The 16,218-nt window shown below is 50.2% G+C and carries 17 protein-coding genes; 8 read left to right on the top strand and 9 right to left on the bottom strand.

What is annotated here, in order from left to right:
• Nucleotides 1-85 precede the first annotated feature (85 nt).
• From ACGHAD_RS01335 to ACGHAD_RS01320, 4 genes are all read left to right on the top strand, one after another.
• Nucleotides 86-490, top strand: a complete 405-nt coding sequence (locus tag ACGHAD_RS01335; RefSeq protein ID WP_339617009.1) for a GNAT family N-acetyltransferase — start codon at nucleotides 86-88, stop codon at nucleotides 488-490.
• Nucleotides 491-538: 48 nt separating this feature from the next.
• Nucleotides 539-1,465, top strand: a complete 927-nt coding sequence (locus tag ACGHAD_RS01330; protein ID WP_382416665.1) for a diguanylate cyclase — start codon at nucleotides 539-541, stop codon at nucleotides 1,463-1,465.
• A 125-nt stretch (nucleotides 1,466-1,590) separates the two neighbouring features.
• Nucleotides 1,591-2,799 carry a D-mannonate dehydratase ManD gene (gene manD, locus ACGHAD_RS01325; protein WP_339617007.1) on the top strand — a complete coding sequence of 403 codons (1,209 nt, stop codon included), beginning with the start codon at nucleotides 1,591-1,593 and terminating at the stop codon, nucleotides 2,797-2,799.
• A gap of 254 nt (nucleotides 2,800-3,053) precedes the next feature.
• Entirely contained in the window at nucleotides 3,054-4,040 is a 987-nt protein-coding gene (locus tag ACGHAD_RS01320) for a glycoside hydrolase family 43 protein (protein ID WP_382416940.1), read from the top strand.
• 82 nt (nucleotides 4,041-4,122) lie between these two features.
• Here the strand turns inward: ACGHAD_RS01320 and ACGHAD_RS01315 are convergent, their stop codons facing one another.
• Nucleotides 4,123-4,332: a hypothetical protein gene (locus tag ACGHAD_RS01315; protein ID WP_390403150.1), complete on the bottom strand. Its 210-nt coding sequence runs from the start codon at nucleotides 4,330-4,332 to the stop codon at nucleotides 4,123-4,125.
• Nucleotides 4,333-4,429: 97 nt separating this feature from the next.
• Between ACGHAD_RS01315 and ACGHAD_RS01310 the strand changes: the two genes are divergently transcribed.
• The 3 genes from ACGHAD_RS01310 (at nucleotide 4,430) to ACGHAD_RS01300 (ending at nucleotide 7,450) form a co-directional block, all read left to right on the top strand.
• A protein-coding gene (locus tag ACGHAD_RS01310; protein WP_390402929.1) for an IS3 family transposase occupies nucleotides 4,430-5,517 on the top strand; the annotation gives its coding sequence in 2 pieces (ribosomal slippage) (nucleotides 4,430-4,682 and nucleotides 4,682-5,517; 1,089 coding nt in all).
• A 914-nt stretch (nucleotides 5,518-6,431) separates the two neighbouring features.
• On the top strand, nucleotides 6,432-6,941 hold the full coding sequence (locus ACGHAD_RS01305; RefSeq protein WP_382414176.1) for a nitrogen fixation protein NifB: 510 nt from the start codon (nucleotides 6,432-6,434) through the stop codon (nucleotides 6,939-6,941).
• Nucleotides 6,942-6,988: 47 nt separating this feature from the next.
• Entirely contained in the window at nucleotides 6,989-7,450 is a 462-nt protein-coding gene (locus tag ACGHAD_RS01300; protein WP_382414174.1) for a hypothetical protein, read from the top strand.
• Nucleotides 7,451-7,711: 261 nt separating this feature from the next.
• Here the strand turns inward: ACGHAD_RS01300 and ACGHAD_RS01295 are convergent, their stop codons facing one another.
• Complete coding sequence (locus ACGHAD_RS01295; RefSeq protein WP_382414172.1) at nucleotides 7,712-8,605, bottom strand: hypothetical protein; 894 nt, start codon at nucleotides 8,603-8,605, stop codon at nucleotides 7,712-7,714.
• 85 nt (nucleotides 8,606-8,690) lie between these two features.
• Nucleotides 8,691-9,332, bottom strand: a complete 642-nt coding sequence (locus ACGHAD_RS01290) for a hypothetical protein (protein ID WP_382414170.1) — start codon at nucleotides 9,330-9,332, stop codon at nucleotides 8,691-8,693.
• A gap of 162 nt (nucleotides 9,333-9,494) precedes the next feature.
• Between ACGHAD_RS01290 and ACGHAD_RS01285 the strand changes: the two genes are divergently transcribed.
• Nucleotides 9,495-10,517 (top strand): transposase, encoded by a 1,023-nt coding sequence (locus ACGHAD_RS01285; RefSeq protein ID WP_382414168.1) that lies wholly within the window; start codon nucleotides 9,495-9,497, stop codon nucleotides 10,515-10,517.
• Nucleotides 10,518-10,861: 344 nt separating this feature from the next.
• On the opposite strand, the gene ACGHAD_RS01280 is transcribed toward ACGHAD_RS01285, so the two are convergent.
• The 6 genes from ACGHAD_RS01280 to ACGHAD_RS01255 form a co-directional block, all read right to left on the bottom strand.
• Entirely contained in the window at nucleotides 10,862-11,719 is an 858-nt protein-coding gene (locus ACGHAD_RS01280; protein ID WP_382414166.1) for a hypothetical protein, read from the bottom strand.
• Between the two features lie 606 nt (nucleotides 11,720-12,325).
• Nucleotides 12,326-13,033 carry a pseudouridine synthase gene (locus ACGHAD_RS01275; RefSeq protein ID WP_382414164.1) on the bottom strand — a complete coding sequence of 236 codons (708 nt, stop codon included), beginning with the start codon at nucleotides 13,031-13,033 and terminating at the stop codon, nucleotides 12,326-12,328.
• A 100-nt stretch (nucleotides 13,034-13,133) separates the two neighbouring features.
• Nucleotides 13,134-13,577, bottom strand: a complete 444-nt coding sequence (locus ACGHAD_RS01270; RefSeq protein ID WP_382414162.1) for a hypothetical protein — start codon at nucleotides 13,575-13,577, stop codon at nucleotides 13,134-13,136.
• Between the two features lie 31 nt (nucleotides 13,578-13,608).
• Nucleotides 13,609-14,523: a lipid kinase gene (locus ACGHAD_RS01265; RefSeq protein ID WP_339616998.1), complete on the bottom strand. Its 915-nt coding sequence runs from the start codon at nucleotides 14,521-14,523 to the stop codon at nucleotides 13,609-13,611.
• A gap of 7 nt (nucleotides 14,524-14,530) precedes the next feature.
• Nucleotides 14,531-15,328: a DUF1206 domain-containing protein gene (locus ACGHAD_RS01260; protein ID WP_339616997.1), complete on the bottom strand. Its 798-nt coding sequence runs from the start codon at nucleotides 15,326-15,328 to the stop codon at nucleotides 14,531-14,533.
• Between the two features lie 46 nt (nucleotides 15,329-15,374).
• Complete coding sequence (locus tag ACGHAD_RS01255) at nucleotides 15,375-16,124, bottom strand: phosphatase PAP2 family protein (RefSeq protein WP_339616995.1); 750 nt, start codon at nucleotides 16,122-16,124, stop codon at nucleotides 15,375-15,377.
• Between the last annotated feature and the right edge of the window lie 94 nt (nucleotides 16,125-16,218).

Below are 16,218 nucleotides of genomic sequence, written 5' to 3'. Positions count from 1 at the left end.
TCGCGGCTTGACACTTTGCCACAAGGATCGTCTACACTGAGTGTCTGCCGCACTGCGCCCAGACACTCAACCCCGGAAAATAATTATGAAGTTAGCGCGAATTGATATAGACCAAGTCCTGCCTCTGCGTCATCTCGTGCTATGGCCAGACCGCACCGAGGATTTTTGCCGGGTGAGCGGCGATGAAGACGCCTTACACTACGGCGCCTTTATCGATGACCAGCTGGTGTGCGTCGCTTCGATCTTTATCGAGGGCGGCGACGCTCGCCTGCGCAAATTTGCCACCCTGCCCGAACACCAAAACCAAGGTATTGGTAGCGCCTTGTTGGCCCACATTTTAGACGAACTAAAAGAACATGGCGCCAAGCGCTTTTGGTGCGATGCCCGCTCATCGGCCACGGGGATTTACAGCCGCTTTGGCATGGCCGTCGAGAGTGAGCCATTCAGTAAAGGCGGGGTCGATTACGTTAAAATGGCAAAACGTTTGTAACCTCCCCTTAAAAACAGTCCCAGTGCGCTCAACGGGAGCAAACCACCCATGACTGACGAGCTTGAAAGCGCGGCGTTTTACAAAACCCTGTTAGAGTCCACCCACGCCATCCCGTGGAAAATCGACTGGGAAAGCATGCGCTTTGCCTATATCGGCCCGCAAATCGAAAAACTGCTGGGCTGGAGCGCCGACAGCTGGTGCAGCGCCAATGACTGGGCCGAGCGCATGCACCCGGAAGATCGCGACTGGGTGGTTAACTTCTGTATTTCGCAGTCAAAAGAGGGCGTCGACCACGAGGCCGACTACCGCGCCCTATGCGCCGACGGCAGCTACCTTTGGATTCGCGACGTGGTGCACGTGGTACGCAACGAAGCCGGCGCCGTCGACTCGCTGGTGGGCTTTATGTTCGACATCAGCGAGCGCAAAAAAATCGAAGACAAACTGGTCCACTTACAGCAGGAGCTAAAAGAGCTATCGTTTAAAGACGGCTTAACCGGCGTCGCCAATCGCCGTATGCTCGACTCAGTACTCGACAAACAGTGGAGCCACGCGCGCCGCAGCAGCCAACCACTGTCGGTGATTATTTTTGATATCGACTACTTTAAGCAGTACAACGATCACTTTGGCCATATCCAAGGTGATGACTGTTTGCGGCAGGTTGCGCGCACCCTAAGTCAGGGAGTCACGCGCCACAACGACTTTTTTGCCCGCTATGGCGGCGAAGAATTTATGCTTATTTTGCCCGAAACCGACGCCGCTGCCGCCGCCAAAGTCGCCGAGCGTTGCCGCAGCCTTATTTTTAAATTGCAGCTGCCCCACCCAATATCGCCGGCCAGCCCGGTCGTTACCGTTAGCCAAGGCGTTGGCACTATTACACCTCAGCCATCCGATTCGCTCAAAGCCTTTATCGATGCCGTCGACAAAAACCTGTACCGCGCAAAACAAAGCGGGCGCAATAAAATCGTCAACGGATAAAACCACAACAGGCAAACGGGCTTGTAGTTTAGGCTAAATATCGCTAATCTTATGGTTTTATTGACTATAAGATATTACAAAGGCGCCCGAAAAGCGCCACTCAAGTGCACGAGGAACCCACTGGCGTGAAAATCACCGCAGCCAAAGTCATTGTATGCAGCCCCGGCCGCAACTTTGTCACCGTTAAAATCACCACTGATGAAGGCGTTTACGGCATTGGCGATGCCACCCTAAACGGCCGCGAAAAATCCGTCGTCTCGTACCTAGAAGATTACGTGCTACCAGCGCTCATTGGCCGCGATCCGCAGCGCATCGAAGATATCTGGCAGTTTATTTACCGCGGTGCCTACTGGCGCCGGGGGCCGGTAGGCATGACGGCGCTCGCCGGTATCGACACCGCACTGTGGGATATTAAGGCCAAACTCGCGGGCATGCCCTTATATCAACTGCTCGGTGGTCGCAGCCGCGACCGCATCATGGCCTACACCCATGCCAATGGCCAAGACCTACCCTCAACCTTAGAGGCAGTGGCCCGCGCCCGCGATGCCGGCTATCAAGCCATCCGCGTGCAGTGCGGTATTCCCGGGGTCGCCAGCACCTACGGGGTCGCCAAAGAGGGCAAAGCCTACGAGCCCGCCGATGCCGACTTACCCACCGAGTCCGTCTGGTCCACCGAGAAATACCTAAACTTTACACCCAAGCTATTTCGCGCGATTCGCGACGAGTTTGGTGACGACCTACACTTGCTGCACGATGTGCATCACCGCCTTACCCCCATCGAGGCCGCTCGGCTCGGCAAAGAACTAGAGCCGTATCACCTATTCTGGATGGAAGACGCAGTACCGGCGGAGAATCAGGAAGGCTTTAAGCTGATCCGCCAGCACACCACCACGCCCATCGCTGTGGGCGAAGTATTCAACAGTATTCACGATTGCCGCGAGCTGATCGAGAACCAGCTGATCGACTATATTCGCACCACCATTGTTCACGGCGGCGGTATTACCCATGTGCGGCGGATTGCCGATCTAGCCTCTCTGTACCACGTGCGTACCGGCTTTCACGGCGCCACCGATTTATCGCCGGTGTGCATGGGCGCTGCACTACACTTTGATTACTGGGTGCCTAACTTTGGTGTGCAAGAACACATGCCCCACAGCCCATTGATGGAATCAGTGTTTAGCCGTGCTTACGAATTTAAAGATGGCCACTTTACCCCCGGCGAAATACCTGGCCACGGAGTGGATATCGATGAGGCCGAAGCGGCCAAGCACCCCTATAAACGCGCTAGCCTACCGGTTAACCGGCTAGAGGACGGCACGCTTTGGCACTGGTAAATACCAACAATCAAGCACTATCAACGCTTTATCACGCTTAATGTTATTAACTTAAAAAAGACCCGGAGACTGTCATGCAATTTAATAAAAATCTGACATCACTCGCCCTAGTGACGGCCATGGCGGCCGCCCTAGCCGCTTGCGGCGAGCAAAAGAGCGAGACCATAAACACGCCCAACGCTACACCCGCCAAAGCCGCAACGGCTAGCTCAGACGTACCCGACGTGGTACAAAAAGAAGCCGAAAACCGCCGTATGGCCGCCGAGCGCGAATACGTATCGCAGCCGCTGGTTAGCGATATTTACACCGCTGACCCTTCGGCCCACGTGTGGAACGACACTCTCTACATTTATCCGTCTCACGATATCGAAACCGAGATTCCAATGGACGACACAGGCGCGCACTTTGCTATGCGCGACTATCACGTGTTGTCACTAACAGAAGCTGGCGGTGAAGTAAAAGACAGCGGCGTGGTGCTGGACGTAGACGATGTGCCTTGGGCCGAAAAACAAATGTGGGCACCTGACGCGGCAAAGAAAGGTGATAAATACTACCTTTACTTCCCCGCCAAAGATTACGACGGCATCTTTCACATTGGCGTCGCGGTAAGCGATTCGCCGACCGGGCCATTCACCGCCGAGCCCAAGCCTATTGAAGGCAGCTACAGTATGGATCCAACGGTTTATGAAGACACCGATGGCGAATACTACATGTACTTTGGCGGTATTTGGGGCGGTCAATTGCAGCGCTGGACCAGCGGCGAATACATCGCGGAAGACAGCTACCCCGCCGATGACGAACCTGCCGTAGCACCTTTGATTGCTAAAATGGGCGACGACATGGTGAGCTTTGCCGAAGAGCCCAAAGAAATCATGCTGCTCAACTCGGACGGCACACCCATTAAACACGGCGACAACGAAAAACGCTTTTTCGAAGCCGCCTGGGTACACAAGTACAACGATACCTACTACTTCTCGTACTCTACTGGCGACACCCACAACATCGCCTACGCTACCGGCGATAGCCCTTACGGCCCCTTCACTTATCAGGGCGTAGTATTAGAGCCGGTATTGGGCTGGACCAACCACCACTCGATTGCCGAGTTCAATGGTCAGTGGTATGTCTTTTATCACGACACGCAACTCTCTGGCGGCCAGACTCACTTGCGTAATGTGAAGATGATGCCGATCCATCACAATGCCGATGGCACGATTGAAACCGTCAATGCCTTTGCCGATTAATACCGGCCTATAGCAGACACAAAAAAGCCGACGCTTAAGCGCCGGCTTTTTTGTTGGCGCATGGTAATCGCGCGTTTATAAATTAGTGTTTGGTAGCAAACACCTGAAAAAAGTCATCTACATTGTTAAAATCATTCATATTAAAAATCCACGTCGCCTCGACCGTATCCGAAAAATCAAAATCACCCGCGGCAATAGAAGGGTTATCGTACCCGGCGTGGGCGTTGTTAGCATCGGTTAACTTTTTTGCCTCGCCCCACAGCTCAGCCAATCGCTCGTCCTGTGCCAACATACTCCACCACTTACCATCGGTAGTATGGTAATCCCCCCAGAAATTAACAGGGGCCAAAAGTAGAATTTTCTCGTATTATTTGCGCAGGAGATTTTGCATGAAAAAATCGAAGTATTCAGATAGCCAGATCATGGCCATTCTTAAGCAAGCTGAGGCCGGAACCCCGGTCCCAGAGCTGTGTCGCGAGCACGGCATGAGCTCTGCCACCTTCTACAAGTGGCGCAGCAAGTACGGCGGAATGGACGCTTCTATGATGGCCAGGCTCAAGGAGCTGCAGGAGGAAAACCGGCGTTTAAAGAAGATGTACGCTGAAGAGCGCCTGAAGGCCGAGATTGTCCAGGAAGCGCTTCAAAAAAAGTGGTGAAGCCATCTCGACTCAAAGAGGTGGCGCAGGATGCAGTTAAGCACAAAGGCGCCAGTATACGTGTGGCTTGTGCGGCCGTTGGCATCAGTGATACCTGCTACCGCTATCAGCCCAAACTCAGCAGCGAAAACGCCGAGATTGCCGATTGGTTGATCCGGTTAACCCATAATCAGCGCAACTGGGGTTTTGGGCTCTGTTATCTGTACCTGAGAAACGTCAAGGGCTATGGCTGGAACCACAAGCGTGTTTACCGGATATACAAGGCGTTAGAACTTAATCTGCGCATCAAGCCGAAGAAGCGGCTTGTGAGAGAGAAACCGGAAGCGTTATCGGTGCCCGAGGCTGTGAATGACTGCTGGTCAATGGACTTTATGCACGACCAGCTTGAAGATGGTCGAAGTTACCGGCTATTCAATGTGATTGATGACTTTAATCGTGAAGGCTTGGCGATCGAAGTGGACTTTTCCTTACCGGCAGCGCGGGTAATACGCGCCTTGGATCAGATCATTGAATGGCGCGGCAAGCCCAAGCAGCTACGTTGTGACAACGGTCCCGAGTACATTAGCGGTTTATTGGCGACTTGGGCGGAAAACCGTGGTGTTGAGTTGGAGTTTATCCAGCCCGGCAACCCACAGCAGAATGCTTATATCGAACGCTACAACCGCACAGTTCGCTATGACTGGCTGGGGCAATACCTCTTCAGTTGCATCGAAGAGGTTCAGCAACACGCTACCAACTGGTTGTGGACTTATAACAACGAAAGGCCGAACATGGCCTTGGGTGGCATAACGCCAATACAAAAACTGGCGTTAGCCGCATAGCCTTCTACTTTTAGCTTCGGTTAAAAATGGGGGGATTACCGTCTACTGATTATGGGGAACACTGGCATTTAGCTCCCCATTCCTGGCGGCATATTAAAGGACACCAAAAAACTTGACAGTTAAAATGTGGGGGTCCTTTATATTGGCACACCTGCTGCCACATAGAGCAACACTTTGGCCGAGCTATCGGCCCTGTCGCCAAACTGCAAACGCTTTGCGATAAGGCCGGATTGAAGTGGCTTCACGGCTCGCGACGATGCCGAGAGTTGTACAACAACCTTGCCGTCACTTAGCGCACTACAACCTGTCTTATAATTCCCCTCCCCCACTGACCGGGGCTGCCTTTTTACGCGTTAAACTTGTCAATAACGCCATCTACGCCTGAAAAGTTCAAACCAATTTCGGCTCACTATATAAAATCATAGGGCTTTGTTATTTTTAACTTTCAGGCCAGTATTCTTTCTAAAATGTGGGTGTCCTTTATATTTATCAGATAGCTACGAAATTTACCGATTTCGTTTACCTAATGTAGAGACATAACCCATAAAAATTGCCCCCAAAATTGAAGCGATTCCCGAACCCAACAAAACCATTACGTCGAATCCATGGAAATAAAATTGCGCAGAAACAACACCCAAAGTTGAGCCTGCAGCCACAAAAAATATAGTTTTCCAGTTCATTAACCTTCGCTCTCGATTTTAGTGCTAACGCCGAAGCTCAGTTGCCGCCGGAGCGCGAACGCGGAGGAAACCTAAAGCGCGGCAGCGCTTTGGGCGGTCAACTGCGGCGTTTTGTTAACCGAATATCTCAAACGTATCCACAGTCGTAAAGAAGCAGTCTAGGACACCCAAAAACTTGACAATGCCACAAGCCTGTACCAAAGTAAATTAGTAATCAGCGTTCACGGAGGAACCATGACCCAGCCCCGAAGAAACTTAATTTCCGTCTCCGACACACCCTACTACCACTGCGTTTCACGCTGTGTGCGGCGCGCCTTTCTCTGCGGCTCCGGCAAAGGCTATAACTTTGAGCATCGCCGAGGCTGGATTGTAACGCGAATTAAACAACTAGCCGCTGTATTCACCATTGATGTCGCCGCTTATGCGGTGATGTCCAATCACTATCATGTGGTATTACGCGTCGATACAGCGCAAGTAGATACTTTGAGCCGGGATGCGATCATTGAACGTTGGCGTAAGCTATTTAAAGGCCCCGAACTCATTCAACAATATATGGCCGGTAAAGCGCTGGGAGCACCCGAGCTGGCGGTGGTGGATGACATTGTAAATATGTGGCGCAAACGCTTAGCCGACATCAGTTGGTTTATGCGCTGCCTAAACGAGCCTATTGCCCGCTGGGCCAATAAAGAAGATAACTGTAAAGGCCACTTTTTTGAAGCTCGCTTTAAAGCCAGGCATTATTAGATGAACGAGCGTTAGCCTACGTGGACTTAAACCCCATTAGAGCCAAAATGGCCGACAAACCCGAAACCTCAGATTTTACCAGCGCTCAAGAACGGCTAGGCATTGCTCCCTCATCACCCCAAATAAATGTAGATAATGCCAACAGCACGAATAATAAAGAGGCCCCGTTATCGCTCGCAGAACTATTACCCTTTGCCGGTAACGAACACGACAAGAACCAACCCCAGCATATTCCCTTTAATTCAATCGACTACCTGCAACTCATAGACTGGACCGGTCGTGCGGTACGAAGCGAAAAGCGCGGCGCCATTGATAGCGACCTACCCGCTATTCTCCAACGCTTGAATATTCATCCCAACAACTGGCTCAACACCTGCTGCCATATCGAGAAAAATTTTGGCCAAGCCATCGGCCCAGCAACAAAAATCACCGAGCTTTGCGAGTCACTCAACCAACGCTGGATACACGGCATCAGCCAGTGCCGGCAGATGTATTCACCAAGCCGTTAAACCACTCCGCCAATCAATCTTTATGCTCTTCGGGCAGAATAGTCCGTGGGCCAAATATGGCCTTTTAGCGATTATTAAGCTTGGGATCTACGGAGCGTAAACCTAAAGAATAATTTTGGCGCTAGGAGGAGAGATGCTGGGTTGTTTTTTCAATTTGTGCCTGTCCTATATTTTCTTCGATATTTTTGTTTCAACTCAAAAAACTAACGGCCACAAACAAAGCCAGCTTCTGGCGGGCCTCTAAAAATCGGTTTTAGTCCTTCAATCCTTGGGCAGAGCGTTCTCTCGGATACAATTTGCATCATCTCCACAAGCGTTTGTCGCCAATTGCCTTCTTACAGCGCTAGGCAGTTCATGGTTTAACGGTTCCCAGCCTTGCTTCTCACGGTACGCATTGACTTCTTGTAAGATTTCAAAGTTTCGTTGTTGAGCTTGAATCTGAATGTCTTCAATATTGTCATCAAGTTTGTATCCGTCCAACACTCTTTCCATACCTTTTTCAGGAAGGACCATTCCGCGCATCTTGGCAAACTCTAACAACGCCAGCTTCTCTACAAAGTAACTACGGTAGGCTTCGTGGTCGCCGTCGTCGTAAGCTTTCTCAGCCACTCCAGAAACTTCCGTCGCTAAGCTATAAGGTGCGCTGAAAGCTCCTAGAATTAAGCCTATACGATCCAAATTTTCAGCCTCAGGAGTATTGCTATCTACCTTATATAGAAGAGCCTCGTAAGCTTTTAAGTCTCCTTGCTGAGCCAAAGCATAAAGTGCACTTTTTTCGTAGCTGGAATAGCCTGAACTATTCAGGTCATCCACCAACAAACCTTTATCTCTTTGCCATTGCAGATACTCGTCAGATTCTTCTGCTGTTAGCATCACAGCATTTTCAAAACCAACGATCGATTTCATCCAGTTGTATATTTTTTGAGTGACCGAAACCTCCGTTTCCGAGCTTTCGTCAGCAAGCGTTTCTGAAGGCGTTGCGATCTCTTTTGTTGAAACCTGGCTTAATTTTGGATCTTTATAAGGAACCACCGAATTATCAGCTATAGCAGAAGGTTTTTCGTTAGTACTGTCAGGGCCATTCATTACTAGCGCTTGAGCAACGACAAACACTAGAGCAGAAAGCGCAACTCCGCTAAATACAATTTTTTTCATATACATATACTCATCATCTTACGTCTTCTGAAAATATTCTATCAGCTTGTGAGAGAGCGCTTCTCCCACAAGCCAGAACCCTACATTATTCGCACGCATACTCCTCTAGCGCGTCCTCTCTAGGTGTCCGGTTCATCTCGCTCATAATATTCTCATACAAGCTGAGGTTTGGGTTTCCATAGATTGGCACCGCAGATAATGTAATTCCAGGTATTGTAAAACCAAACCCTCTAGATGGCACTCTCACGAAGGTTTGGACGGTTAGTACAAAACCAAAAACACCGCTGTAAGTTATATTATTTCCAAAGGTTTCCTGTGCTTCTTCTGCGATCTCGTGCCATGCATTATCAGATAGACCATTTGCACCTCCGTATGCTTCTGTAAAGCTTATCTGCGCGACAACAGAGCCCCGAGCTACTTTGCTTCCAGGCCGGGTACAGGACTTTTCTTGATCTTCTTGGTTTTCTTGGTTTTCTGCTGGTCGTGTTCTATTGCGCGTCCCGTACATCTGGCTATGATTGTAATCTTGATAGTAGTTGTGTGGATTCATATTTGCGGCTACGGAGTAGATATTTCCTGCGCTAGATGTTGTATATTGGTATCCATATACAATTATTTCTTCCTCGGCACTAGCAAAATGACTATACATACCTGATACAAGTACGCATTTTGATAAAATAGCCGTTATCCGCATCGCTCTAAATCGTGTATTTTGATTATAACTCACTATATATCCCTAATATTATTTAAGTTAATTTGTAACTATTCAGCGTCCAAATCGGCTTCTCGTAGCTTGACCTGAATAAACATATTAAAGGACACCCAAAAACTTGACAATAGCACAATCCTGTACCTGCCTGAAACTGTAATCTGTGTTCAAGGAGGACTTATGACTCAGCCGCGCAAGCAGTTAATCTCGCTCAACGATACGCCTTATTACCACTGTGTTTCCCGCTGCGTTCGACGGGCTTTTTTGTGTGGACCCGGCAAAGGTTATAATTTCGAGCACCGCCGTAGCTGGATTACCCAGCGTTTAAAACAGCTAGCGTCCATGTTTTGCATTGATATTGCGGCTTATGCTGTTATGTCCAACCACTATCATGTCGTTTTTCGCGTCAACAAAGAGCTTTGCGATAACCTATCTCGAGATCAGGTCATTGATCGCTGGCGTTTATTGTTTAAGGGCCCTGTAATCGTTCAGCGTTATTGTGCGGGGCAATTTCTGGATGCAGAGGAGCTCAAAGTGGTGGATGAGGTTGTTGATGATTGGCGCGAGCGTTTATGCAGTATTAGCTGGTTTATGCGCTGTCTTAATGAGCATTTAGCTCGCCTTGCTAACGCCGAAGACAATTGCAAAGGAAGGTTCTGGGAGGGCCGATTTAAAAGCCAAGCACTACTGGATGAGAAGGCGGTTCTTAGTTGTATGGCTTATGTGGATTTAAACCCCATACGCGCTAACATGGCCAAAACACCAGAAACCTCTGACTACACCAGCATTCAAGAACGCTTAGACATTATCCCTAATTCAGCCAAATCAAAGCCCGCCGAAGATAATACTGACACGAGAAACCTGGCCGAGCTAATGGCTTTTTCGGGCAATCAAAAAGCGGACGACAAACCCGAGAATTTACCCTTTCTACTCACCGATTATTTAGAGCTGGTGGACTGGACCGGTCGCGCCATTCGCAACGATAAGCGCGGGCATATCAGTGAAGCCTTACCGCCCATTCTGACTCGACTGGGTTTTGATCAAAAAGATTGGTTACACACCTGCTGCCATATCGAGAAACACTTTGGCCGAGCCATCGGCCCTGTCGCTAAGCTACAAACACTGTGTGACAAAGCTAGATTGAAATGGCTTCACGGCTCGCGACGATGCCGAGAGCTGTACAACAACCTTGCCGTCACTTAACGCTACAACCTGCCTTATAATCCCCCCCTCTGACCGGGGCCGAAATTTACGCGTTAAAATCACCAATAACGCCATCTACGCCTGAAAAGTTCAAACCAATTTCGGCTCACCATATAAAATCATGGGGCTTCGTTATCTTTAACTTTCAGGCCGGTATTTTTTAAAATATGGGTGTCCTTTATATTCCGTAATGTGAAGATGATGCCGATCCATCACAACGAAGACGGCAGCATCGAAACAGTGAATGCTTTTGCCGATTAACACTGAGCGTTAAACAAAAAAAGCCGAGGCACATGCCTCGGCTTTTTTATGCCGGCTCGTTTAGCAATCTATTAGGCCGCCCTTTATTCACCCACAAATGTCGCAAAAAAATCATCGGTATCTTTTAATTGATTTAGGTTAAAAATCCAGGTCGCCTCTACGGTATCCGAAAAATCAAAACCACCGGCGGCAATTGTCGGGTTGTCATAACCGGCGTGGGCATTATTAGCATCACTTAAACGTTTTGCCTCTTTCCACAACGCCCCTAACTGTTCGTGTTGCGTCACTATCGTCCACCACCGGCCGTCTTGATTGTTAAAACTCGGCGTGCCGTTACCACCGCCGTTGCCATCGGGTATTTTACTGTAATCGGTGTATTCGCGAACGTATAAAAAATCTTCGGGGGTCGTTTGTTCTTCGTTCCAGGTACTGTGCTGCACAGTATGAATTCGCTGCTTACTATTCAGTGCTGGCAACTCTGCGCGGATCGCTTTAACCAACATCGCGCTAAAATCTGATTGCCCCGCCTCTTGTAGCCAGACATCACCGCCGTCTTTTAAGGTTTTAATGGCGCGCTGACTTGCCGCCTTAACCGCCGCTTCACGATCACCGTGCGCATCCACCCACTGATTGCCAAACGCCAATTTAAAAAGCTTTGGCGCCGCAATATAGCTACCGCCTTGGATACCGTAAGCGCCGGCCACGGCTAAAAAATCGACCTCAGAAAATCGTTCGTGCTGCAGCATTGTGCCCAGCGCCGCGATCGCTTGTAAGTCATCGGGGTCGGGTTTGCTATCAAAATTAGCAACCAACAAATCCTGCTCTGGCTGAAACTGGCCACTCACGGCCGCCGCCGGGCCAAACCCCGAAGCGCTTGCGTGAGCCGCAGCCAAGCCCAGCAATAGGGATGTGAGTAAACGGGGCGTTCTTATCATCGACATGGCATTTTACCTTTTTATGTTGTGTTCTCCGCCTGACTCAATAGCTACTGTGCCATCAAGGTCACCGAATTGTTATCGTTAACATAAAATAAGTATTAACCGATCTTCTGTCAAACAAATCCGGCTCGTTTGAGTACTCTTTGTAAAGCTTTACTCGTGCTTTACAAAGAGTCGCACGGAAATAGTCACCCACGCTTAACCACCAACACACTATCGCTATCTATTGCCGCTACTTAGGGCCATACTGCTGCTGTTACTCTGCAATGTCGCGTTTTTACCGTAGGCAATATCAGCCCTTAAACTGACTGACATTGCCCTTAGCTTTATAGGCAACTTAAAAGGAACGTATCATGAGTAAAGGGCAAAACAGTAAAAAAGATACCAAGAAGAAACCGCTTTTAACCGCCAAAGAGAAAAAAGCCGCAAAGGCCTCCAAAAAAGCGAGCACCAATATACTCGGCAGTTAAACGCAGGCTGTAATTTTTACCGCTAGGGTTGTAACAAGGCTCGATACCATGAAGCCATATTGCCTCATGGTATCGTCGACGTTTGCTTAATGCTGAGCAAAACACCAGCAAGTGCACATTGTTTTTTACCAATGTGCACTTAAGCCCACAGCTCGTCGAGTTCTTTTTCAGTTAGTACACGACTGCCGCCTGGCTTAAGATCGCCGAGAGCGAGATTTCCGACAGAAGTTCGATGCAACGCCAGCACCTCGTTTTGAAAAAAACCAAACATCCGCTTTACCTGATGATACTTTCCCTCGGTCAACGAAAGTCTTGCTGTGTATTCACTTAATATTTCTAACGATGCCGGTTGAGTGGTGATTTTTTCATAGTTAAAATAGATGCCATCTTTAAACGCTGCAATATATTTATCATTCAGGGGTTGGGCTAAGGTAACTTCATACGTTTTACTCAGCTTTGTCTCGGGCAAACTTATCTTGCGTGACCAGGCGCCGTCGTTAGTCAATAACACAACTCCTGTGGTATTAAAATCCAGGCGTCCCACAATGTGCAGTTCGTGCTTCTGAGGATGATGAATAAGATCCAGCAGGGTTTTATGCTTGGCATCTTGGGTGGCGCTAACGACCCCTTGGGGTTTATGTAGCATAAGATAAGCCGGCTGGTTATTTTGCAGAAAACAACCATCCAGTACCACCCGAGTGAATTGCGTTACCTTTTGCTGGATTGAGCGCGCCGCACAGCCATCTAAAACAATTCGCTGCTGCGCAATTAACAACCGCACGTCTGAAATTGAGAAAGTACTATTCTGACTAATAAAACGATCGAGCCGACTAACTTTAGATTTCATGGCATAACGTACACAAACGCAACATACTGATCTCGGCAATAAACTAGAGGCTAAACGTTAATGTAGCGGCGCTATACACCGTAAACGCTAGCAAAAGACACTAAGAGGGCGCTGAGCCATTAAGTTTTTCTCTGGCCACCTCAATACTTTGCAAGCAAGCGCGGCGCAGCGTGGGGTAATCCTTGTCAATTGCTTTTATCTCAGGGGTGTTCAGAAGCTCTTCAAACTGAGCCTCTCCCTCTAGCCGTTGCGCCATAACATCGGCCGCCTCGTCCGCCGAAAAAACCGCCTCTAGGCGCTGCAGCAGTTGCTCACCGGTTTCGCGATCAACATCGGGGACAGAAGGTAGATCGCCGCTATCGCGTATGGCCTCTTCGGCTTCGTCGGCAAGTAGATCGCGCGCCTCAGCAAGGGTTTCAAATAGTTCGCCCGTTAACGCGTCACTGACAAACTCGGCGGCATAGCGGTAGTGATCGGCGCTTTCCATTAAGGCCACATGTAAATCGTTTAGTGCGACTTGTAAATCATTGCGCAATACACTCATGAGCGGGCATCCTTTTGTAAATAAGTAACCATTATTCGGGCAAGTCAGTCTCTGTAAACGCTGGCACCAGTACCTCTAGGGCCTGTGGTACCACACTAAAATGCGCGGGGGTTTGCGCCACCGGCTCACCATCCGCGTGGATCGCCATATGTTTACGGCCAGTGGTAATCTCTATGCGTTCGGCTTGCACATTAAAAACACGCTTATTGTAACGCTGCCGGCCGTCGCGCAACAGCGGCGCCAAGGTTAATAGCTCCCACACGGTTTGCGGACGCAAGCTGTATAGTGACAATTTGCCATCATCAATGCGGGTCTTTTCATCCACCACATTGCCACCGCCGTAATAGCGGCCGTTGCCAATCGCCATCTGAATAGAGCGCTGGCGGTAATGCACACCATCGACCGACATATTGGCTTTAAACTGTTTAACACGGGCCAGTGCCGCAAAAAACGCTTTTAGATAACTCAACACGCCCCAGTGCTTTTTTACCTCGTCGGTAAGCTCTTCGGAAACCTGAACCCCGAGCCCGAGGTGCGCGACGTTAAAAAAATAATGTTTGTTCACTACACCTAAATCAATACGCTGACGCTGCCCGGCGACGATAACGTCAAAGGCCTCGTCAAGTGCTCCGGTCAAGCCCAGCGATCGGGCTAAATCGTTTGCGGTGCCCAGTGGTAACACGGCCAGGGGTAAGTCGCATTGGTACAAGGTGCTGGCCATAGAACTAATCGTTCCGTCCCCACCGCCGACGATGACTAAGTCCAAATTATCTTTGCGTTCGCGCACCGCTTGGCAGCTTTGCTCTGGCCCTTGGGAGGCTAACCGCTCGACGCTGATACCCGCCTGCTCTAACCGCGCTAACCCGTCATCCAACTGCGCCTCGGCGCCCTGGCGCGCCTTAGGGTTAATAATCAGTAGAGCGTTACGTATCTGCGGGGCTTTCATATCAACCTTATTCGTCATTGCTATCAATGCGGCGGAATATCGCCTCTAGCAAACTATAACACCCAAACGCAAAGAGTCCTGCCGCTACGATACCTAGCATCCAGGCGCCGTAGGGGTTGTCGCGCAAAGTGTTCAACGCATCGGCGATGCCTTTCACCTCAGAGCTGCGGGCCATGATAGCGGAACGCGCCAGAATAGCGCCAATCAAAATTAGCACCGCACCGCGCGCCACTAAACCAAAACGACACAGCGGCCGCATCCAGACAATTTGCGAGGGCGGCAAACGCATAAACTTCTCATAGCCAACCTTCCAGCCTTTTACCATGTGTGCCACGCCCGCAACCGCCATTCCCGCGCCGATCGCCGCCAGTAGCCAGAGCCCAGGGTCGGACGACAGCCACGTCGGTTGTCCGCTGCTATCGTCAGAGCCAGACCACACCAGCTTTGCCGTAAACAGCGCTAAGGTTCCGTGGGTAATTGCGCTAATAAGTAACCCCGCGCGCACGCCCAGGCCTTTAACCGAGGTGCCGTGATCATCGGTATCGGTCAGCGCTTGAGTCGTGCGCCAAATAACGTAGCCCAGCAAGCCCGCCACCAGCAGCACCAACAAAAATTGACCAAAAGGTTGTTGCGCAATTTCACGCACAGCGCCACGGCTGTTGGTGGTTTCGCCTCCCACCCCAATCGCCGTCATAACCGCGAGCGAGCCAACCATTAAATAAACCAGAGCGCGTGCGGTGTACCCCATGCGTGCGAGTACGCCGATGGCGGAAACATTGGCCAAAATAACTAGGGGTGTACTCATTTAAAATCCTTTACGTTTTGATTAAATCCAAGAAGGTGGCGGCACATTACTTAGCCGCCTCATCAGCTGACGCTAAAGCACTAGGGTTGTTCGATTCTGGCTCGACTTGGCCACGGCGCTGTAACCAACCGGCCAGCAACCAACACGCTAGGGCCCAACCAGCCCCCGCCGTCCAGCCAGCAAGAACATCTGTGGGCCAGTGCACACCGAGATACACCCGGCTAACCCCCACCAGCAACGTAATCGTCAGCGCGGCGACCAAATAATACGCCTTTAAACGACGGCGCTTTTCGGCCCGAGCCAGCAGCGCCCCCAAGGTTAAGTAAGTCGCGGCCGCCACCATCGAGTGACCGCTGGGAAAGCTCGCGGTATACACCTCGGCCCCGTGGGGGACTAAATCCGGTCGGTCGCGCTCGTAGGAATCTTTAAGCAGGGTGTTAGCGCCCAGCGAGCCCAGTGATGCCACCAACACCACTAACGCTAACCGGCGGCGCTGGCACAATACGAGGTACCCCATCACCAGCAACGTTAACAGCGTCAATATCACATTGCCCCCCAGTGCAGTGATATCACGTCCCATCTCTTCGACCCAGCCGGGCCCAATAGGATCGGAGACATCGTCGGCAGTGCGCATCATCAACAATACGCTGCGATCAAACTCGTGTGTTTCGCCATCGGTCACCTCGTCGGCGATCTCGGCAAACACCCATATTGATGCCAGCAATGCAAACACGACGCACATTACGGTTAATTCACGGCTGCCCAGCCAGGTAAAAAAACGATTAAATCCCATCATCCCCACAACCCTAAATATATGTTGAATTTATCAGTCTAGTTGTTAGAACTATAGGATATTGCAAGAACAACGCCATCGCCGCAGCCCCGCAACA

It is taken from the genome of Gilvimarinus japonicus, from assembly GCF_042847215.1.
Classification (GTDB): Bacteria; Pseudomonadota; Gammaproteobacteria; order Pseudomonadales; family Cellvibrionaceae; genus Gilvimarinus; species Gilvimarinus japonicus.
This window is presented reverse-complemented; position numbering and strand designations above follow the sequence as displayed.